Source organism: Xenorhabdus sp. TS4 (assembly GCF_014467265.1).
Lineage (GTDB): Bacteria > Pseudomonadota > Gammaproteobacteria > Enterobacterales > Enterobacteriaceae > Xenorhabdus > Xenorhabdus ehlersii.
Window position 1 is genome coordinate 1 of record NZ_NKHQ01000047.1, and the last position, 6,000, is coordinate 6,000.

The window sequence follows — 6,000 nt, forward strand, 5'->3', positions numbered from 1 at the left end:
ACCCTGCGGCAGAACTCGCGCATCTTCCAGCAGCTCAATATCACCGGCATCATCACCAAAATCCTCAAAGAGCACAGCATCCGCGACGTGGTGTTCAACTTGCGCCACCCGCACCCGGAGCGCGAATTCTGCGTGCAGTATCAGGAATCATAAAAAAATATAATCAATTGAATATAAAGGGTATATTATCTATGTTTGATTTTGTGCCCCTTTTAATGCCCCCGGGTTTTTTACTTACTTTTATTTTACTATACGACTGATTTTTATTATTTATATCATTAATAGAGCACTTTTAAACCATCTTAAAGCAAAAAAGCCGTGAGGGTTAAAAATGGTCAAATTGGGCTGCCATTTTACGCTCAGGGCTTAAGATAAAAAATGTTCATTTTTACGACATCGATCACAAATTACAGCGGGTTATTCCTGTGGCTTAGAGCGGGCTTTCCTTTCTAATAATTCACCAGTATAAGAATCGAAATAACGGCTGGGCCAGATCTCTGAGGGATGGATGCCAAGGTAATTTGCGATGATCCATTCGCCTTTCGGCCACGGTCTGCTGAATGCATTTGCTAATGTTGATGAACTGAGTCCTGCTTCGCGGGAAACCGCCGCTAAGGTTGTACCCCGTTTACGCAATGCAGCGATGATATCGGCCTGATGCCAGTCATTTTGCACATTGTTATTATTCATTCCAGCTACCCCTTTCCATTAATTATTATTGATGGTGGCGATTCAAGCAGGGTTAGCAGACCGGGATCAACTTCCGGCGAGACGTGAGTCTCCCCTGCCTGAACCACCATTGAAAAGGCGATAACAGGCACACTGGCAAGAAACTATCCTTACCAGTGGTTGATCTCAAGGCTGCTAAACCTTGACCACTAGATTTTGCTAATGGCGGGGACACTTTAACTGATTGTTTTATCTAACTCAATAACCGAATCACTAAGTTTAACGGTTATAAACCCGCTCAACATAACGCCCACGACCATCACCGTGCCCCAAATCCATTGAAACCAGTGCTCTTGCCTCCTGACGACTAAAACCATTTTGTTGGTAATAATTCAGTGCATCCTGCGCCCACGCATAGCGCAAACTGTGGGGAGAATGACAACCTGTTAAACCGATTTTTGTGGTATGTGCCCGCCAGTAGTTCATGGCCTGTTTGAGGTCGGGTTTATCAATCAACCTGCCACCACGTTGTTCTGCAACAACAATGGCTTGCCCGATAGCTTCTTTTACTGCTGCAACATCCAATACGCGGGTTTGTCTTGGTCGGCCGCCTTTTGTACCGAAGACAACATGCAGTTTCGGTTCTGATTGCTCTAACTGTTTACGCCAGCTTTTCAATGAAGCACTACATTGCACAGCTTCCTGAGAACGTAATCCCAGCAATCGGGCGAGTTTCAGTGTGACGGCAAATCCAGCATCACGTTCTAGTGCTTTCTGATAAACAACCTGAAACGTGGCATCAGGTATCGCTTGTTTTGTTCCGGCGCGGCTGGTTCCACTTAATCCCAATGCCTGATTGCTTAAACGCGGCGAGGTTTCCAGTTTTTCTCGGCCTGCCATGCGAAAGATATTACGCAGCGCAGCCATTTCATTTTGCACTGTTCGTTTGGCAATCCCCTGAGACAAACGGGCATCAACATACTGTTCCACATGCTTGGCTTTCAAATTATTAAGGCTTTTAACCTGAATATTTAGACTTAACAACAACGCGCCCAAACGTCCGGCGATCCGAATGCGATCATGACAAGTTTTATGGCTGCCGCCGCCTTGCCGGGCAAAAAATTTTAATTCCTTAATCAATCGACTCATCAGCTTCTCCCGTGATCTATACCTGACAACATGCAATCTCTGGCGCGCGACCATTCTGGCAAAACAGAAAAACCTGCTTTGCCCTTGATCGATATCTGTGCGCCAGAGTGAACGCAGGTTGAGGTATTGCGGGGTATCGGTTGAGTACGCGGTACTGCCGCCTGCGCGTGCAGGTCATCCCCACCGGCAAAATGCCAGCCTCGATATCGTCAAGTTCTCCTTTTTCAATCTAAAAATGCAGTGTCAGATTCACTGAGTGGTGAAGCAGGCGTGAGCCTGTCAGGGTTGTGGTGTGCTTTGGCTGCGGCGTCACTTTCAGCGGTAACCCGCAAAAAGTGACGCCTTGAGTTTTCGAACAATTAGCAAAGGCTATGCAAGCGTTGAAATACCAACGGGTACAGCAAAACGCCGCCAGATTCAATGTCAAATGGTAGTCATGCGTTAATGGTTTAGCGGTAGAAAAATTGTCTGTTGAATAATTCAGACAGGGATAGATAAAAGTATGAACGGATGCGTAAAAGCCACCCTGTTGTTCATTGAAGATAAACAGGATTTATGTTGATTTGAAAAGTCAGTGTATGAACCCACGTTCAACACCCTTCGGCGACAAGATAACAACACCTTTTGGGCGTATTTTTAGTTTAAGAAACCTTCATTACCAGACAAGGGGTTTATGTCTGACAATATCTGCTTCCAAAGGTGGGCAGATGTACCGCAATGCTTGCTCTCCCTTGCAGGCTACGGGAGTTTTCATTCGCCACCCGAAGGCGATCCTGACAGGCGAGGGATCATTTTTGTCGAGAAAGATATTAACGGTCAGACAGGCGAGAGTCAAACTATTAAGGATTCCTGCCAGCCTGATTTTTGCCTGAATTACCGTGCATATTCCGATGATCCCCCTATATTCTGCCAACACCAGCCAAAAACTGGATTTAATTCGTTAATTAATTTGATTGATTAATGTGTAGAATAAATGTGCTTTTCTGTTCAGCTATGCATTTTATCTCGCTGAAATTCAGCATGATACTGAAGCCTAATTGATAAAACACAAGTTAAATTCAATGAAAAACAACAAAGAATCGCTTTATCTAAAAGAGCACGCTTACCTGAGAGAGCTGGCTGAGCACATCGCGAAAGAGTCGCCGCATCTGGCTGAATTTCTGGTTTCCTCTCATGACCCTGATATTGCCCGTGTTTTCGAAGCCTTTGCGTTTTTGATTGCCAATCTGCGGGACAAGCTGGAAGATAATTTTCCCGAAATTGTTCACGGCATTCTCTCCCGTATCTGGCCGTTAGCCCTGTCTCCTATTCCACCGACGACGATAGTACAATTATCCATCAAACGCAACACCACAACCTGACCACGCAGCAACACCTGTTGATGCAAACGCCAGTGTTGTAGCTGGAACGACCACGGTAAGGTGCTGCGATAGCCCCAGCCCCAACTGGCATCGCTGAATTCATGCTTATCCAGCAGCAAAGCCAGTTCAGGCAGGCACTTGGCTTTGGGTTGGATCAGCCACGGGCTTTGTTCCAGCATGGCATTCATCGGTGTACCGCTGTAGAGCGGAAATGCCTGCTCTGTCCAGTCGTTGAGGTAAAAAAGCTGGACGGGATTTGGCTTCGCCAGACTGTTGACTAGAAAATAACACTCGCCGCTGTCCTGCTGTGATAACCAGCTTTTCCAATTAGTCGATTCCATCATGCTTCCTCTGCTCCGGTGATAACCCAGTTTTCTTCTTGCTGCGCGAGAATGGCGCAGGGGGGTTTAGCCGGAAATTCAATGGTCGGGAGCGCTTCCGCCATCGGGAGTTGTCCCACTTGTGCCAGTGGCTCCACACCTTTCGGTAATTGCAGTGAAACCCCGCGCCCACTGCCGCCGGAACCCTGCCCGACATTAATTGGCGAGCAAAGAATGCCGCCCGGTGTGACTTTGAGAAAACTGCCGCCCACTTTCAGCGTGATTTCTGCAGCGGCTTCCAGCACCACTTTACCGCCGCTTTTCAGGTGGATTTCCTGCCCGCTGTCAATCACGGTGGCATCGCCAGTCTGGGTATGCTGGCTGCCGGCAATCCGGTGCGAAACATCCCCTTCGGTGGTGATTTTGCGCGAACCGGCGACCTGATGATGGTCATCGGCGCGGATATCCGGCTATTGCCCCGTTATTGCACAACAACGAGGTGAAAGTAGAAACGTGGCAAAATAACCAGTTTTATCCGCGTAACGAGCTGGAACGTTTTCAAAAACAAGTAGCATCGGCGACAGTGTTGTATCGGGAAATCACCAATGATTGGTCTAAAGTAGTCATGCTGGTCATGCAGGATGCCGCACAAGAGTCTGGTGTGATTTTTAGTAAACCCAGCGATAAAGATGACGATTATAAACTACCCTCAGAGCTTACTGCATTGGCAGAAAAAGCAATCAATCAAGGGCGTGCTGTTCGACAAGGCCAGTCATTAATTCCTTTTAACGCAGAAGAGTTAGCCTTGATCCAGACTAAATACGTCCATTGCTCATCACACTGGAATAGTGTGGTAATAAGAGATGAACAGATTCAAGGTGGTGTGAATGCGGTAGAGTTAGTCAGTTTTGTGAACCGCCCTTGTGAACAATGGCACCGAGCCATTTTTGATATTACTGGTAAGGAAATTTCAAAATGAGAAACAAAAAACTATTTGTCCTGTTATTGGGGCTAGGTGTGATGGTGGGATTAACTGCCTGCCAGTCTTATCCATTGGGAAAACGGATGGTTACTTATAAGCCTATTGTGCGCCACAGCGAACCGTTGCCTTATGAGAAATGGTGGTTTGAGTTTTATACACCTGAATATTTTCCCATTAGCATTAGCTTTGCTCAGTTTCAGGATGAAGATAATTATATTGTGCAAAAATTTATGCCGGATGGTGCTAATCAAAATTTCCGTAGCTTAGTGAGTTGGAATAAAAAATTAGGCACAACAAGTAGTGGGATCAGAAATTATGGGGAAGCACTACCACGTTCATTGACCGTCTGTTGGGATTCAGTGATTGATAAAAAATCTTATCAGACAACCTTTAAATTTACCCCCGAAGTCTGGCAACTAATGCGTGAGCCTTATAATTCTCGGGCAGTTCAGGGGCATATATTTTATCGGAATAGAATAATTGCTGGGCTAGCTCCCGGTGGAACTGCCCGGGCTTGGCTACGGGGTTATGATAAAAATAACGGTGACAATATATTAATTGCCACCGGTGAGTCAGTTTTCGGCGAAAATATGACGATTTGTCAGGGAAAAACAAAGCATTCCAGTGGTTATGGAGATGATTATCCCGAATATATCAAGAACTTTATCAAAGGGAAGAAATACCCCTACGGGGAGTGGTAAACAATTACCTTGAAGTCATCCCAATATCAGAAGCCAATTAATTTATTTATGATTTCTGATGTTGATAGGAGCCAATATTGATAATCAGCCGGAATGACAATTTCAGCACAGACTTGTCGCATGGTTGAAACAGGCGAGAGACGAAAACGGTAAACTGGACAAGTTAACCCTTGAGTATTTTCTGACTGAGAATCAAAAAGTTGCCCTTAACGAGCATATTGATGGATAAATAAAACATAAGGAAGGTAGAGTTAGTCAGTTTTGTGAACCACCCTTGTGAATAATGGCACCGAACCATTTTTGATATTACTGGTAAGGAAATTTCAAATTGAGAAACAAAAAACTATTTGTCCTGTTATTGGGTCTAAGTGTGATAGTGGGATTAACGGCCTGCCAGTCTTATCTATCCGGCAAACGGATAGTAAATTACAAGCCTATTGTACGCCACAGTGAGCCATTGCCTTATGAAAAATGGAGATTCCAATTTATTACTCCAAAATATTTCCCCGCCAGTATTAGTTTTGTTCAATTTTTGGATGAAGATAATTATATTGTGCAAAAATTTATGCCTGATGGAGCAAATTCAGATTTTAGAAGTGTGAATTCATGGAGTAAAAAATTAGGAGGGGGGCTAGATGGTGTCGTCATGAGAAATTTCGTGCAATAATAATGCCCCATCATTCCATCATAAGAGTTGATTAACCATGAGTACACCTGCACACCGCCGCCACGATATTTCAGATCGCGTCTGGAGCCTACTTGAACCTCATTTGCCAGGACGTCAAGGCGCTTGGGGGCGTGTAGCTGAAGATAATCGG

The 6,000-nt window shown here is 45.2% G+C and carries 9 protein-coding genes and 2 pseudogenes; 7 read left to right on the forward strand and 4 right to left on the reverse strand.

Features of this window, described 5'->3' with window-relative positions; genetic code table 11:
* A pseudogene (locus tag Xets_RS12840) lies at window positions 1–150 on the forward strand (contractile injection system protein, VgrG/Pvc8 family); the annotation flags it as partial.
* A gap of 267 nt (window positions 151–417) precedes the next feature.
* On the opposite strand, the gene Xets_RS12845 reads toward Xets_RS12840, so the two are convergent.
* Entirely contained in the window at window positions 418–690 is a 273-nt protein-coding gene (locus tag Xets_RS12845; RefSeq protein WP_187651803.1) for a helix-turn-helix transcriptional regulator, read from the reverse strand.
* 258 nt (window positions 691–948) lie between these two features.
* Window positions 949–1,818: an integrase domain-containing protein gene (locus Xets_RS12850; protein WP_187651804.1), complete on the reverse strand. Its 870-nt coding sequence runs from the start codon at window positions 1,816–1,818 to the stop codon at window positions 949–951.
* Between the two features lie 673 nt (window positions 1,819–2,491).
* Here Xets_RS12850 and Xets_RS12855 point away from each other — a divergent pair.
* Complete coding sequence (locus Xets_RS12855) at window positions 2,492–2,779, forward strand: hypothetical protein (RefSeq protein WP_187651805.1); 288 nt, start codon at window positions 2,492–2,494, stop codon at window positions 2,777–2,779.
* 100 nt (window positions 2,780–2,879) lie between these two features.
* On the forward strand, window positions 2,880–3,179 hold the full coding sequence (locus tag Xets_RS12860) for a type VI secretion system baseplate subunit TssF (protein ID WP_187651806.1): 300 nt from the start codon (window positions 2,880–2,882) through the stop codon (window positions 3,177–3,179).
* On the opposite strand, the gene Xets_RS12865 is transcribed toward Xets_RS12860, so the two are convergent.
* Together Xets_RS12865 and Xets_RS12870 are read right to left on the reverse strand one after the other, a co-directional pair.
* Complete coding sequence (locus Xets_RS12865; protein ID WP_255430628.1) at window positions 3,083–3,523, reverse strand: DUF4123 domain-containing protein; 441 nt, start codon at window positions 3,521–3,523, stop codon at window positions 3,083–3,085. The genes Xets_RS12860 and Xets_RS12865 overlap by 97 nt on opposite strands.
* A complete protein-coding gene (locus tag Xets_RS12870) occupies window positions 3,520–3,852 on the reverse strand; it encodes a DUF2345 domain-containing protein (protein ID WP_255430629.1) in 333 nt (110 codons plus the stop codon). The genes Xets_RS12865 and Xets_RS12870 overlap by 4 nt, the downstream gene beginning before the upstream one ends.
* A 146-nt stretch (window positions 3,853–3,998) precedes the next feature.
* Here Xets_RS12870 and Xets_RS12875 point away from each other — a divergent pair, with 146 nt between their 5' ends.
* The 4 genes and pseudogenes from Xets_RS12875 to Xets_RS12890 all read left to right on the forward strand — a co-directional run.
* On the forward strand, window positions 3,999–4,478 hold the full coding sequence (locus tag Xets_RS12875) for a hypothetical protein (RefSeq protein WP_187651807.1): 480 nt from the start codon (window positions 3,999–4,001) through the stop codon (window positions 4,476–4,478).
* The gene (locus Xets_RS12880) at window positions 4,475–5,182 is read left to right on the forward strand and encodes a DUF2931 family protein (RefSeq protein ID WP_244208668.1); all 708 of its coding nucleotides are present in this window, start codon (window positions 4,475–4,477) and stop codon (window positions 5,180–5,182) included. The genes Xets_RS12875 and Xets_RS12880 overlap by 4 nt, the downstream gene beginning before the upstream one ends.
* A gap of 328 nt (window positions 5,183–5,510) precedes the next feature.
* Window positions 5,511–5,849 carry a DUF2931 family protein gene (locus Xets_RS12885; RefSeq protein WP_244208667.1) on the forward strand — a complete coding sequence of 113 codons (339 nt, stop codon included), beginning with the start codon at window positions 5,511–5,513 and terminating at the stop codon, window positions 5,847–5,849.
* 37 nt (window positions 5,850–5,886) lie between these two features.
* Window positions 5,887–6,000, forward strand: a pseudogene (locus Xets_RS12890) (IS5/IS1182 family transposase); the annotation flags it as partial.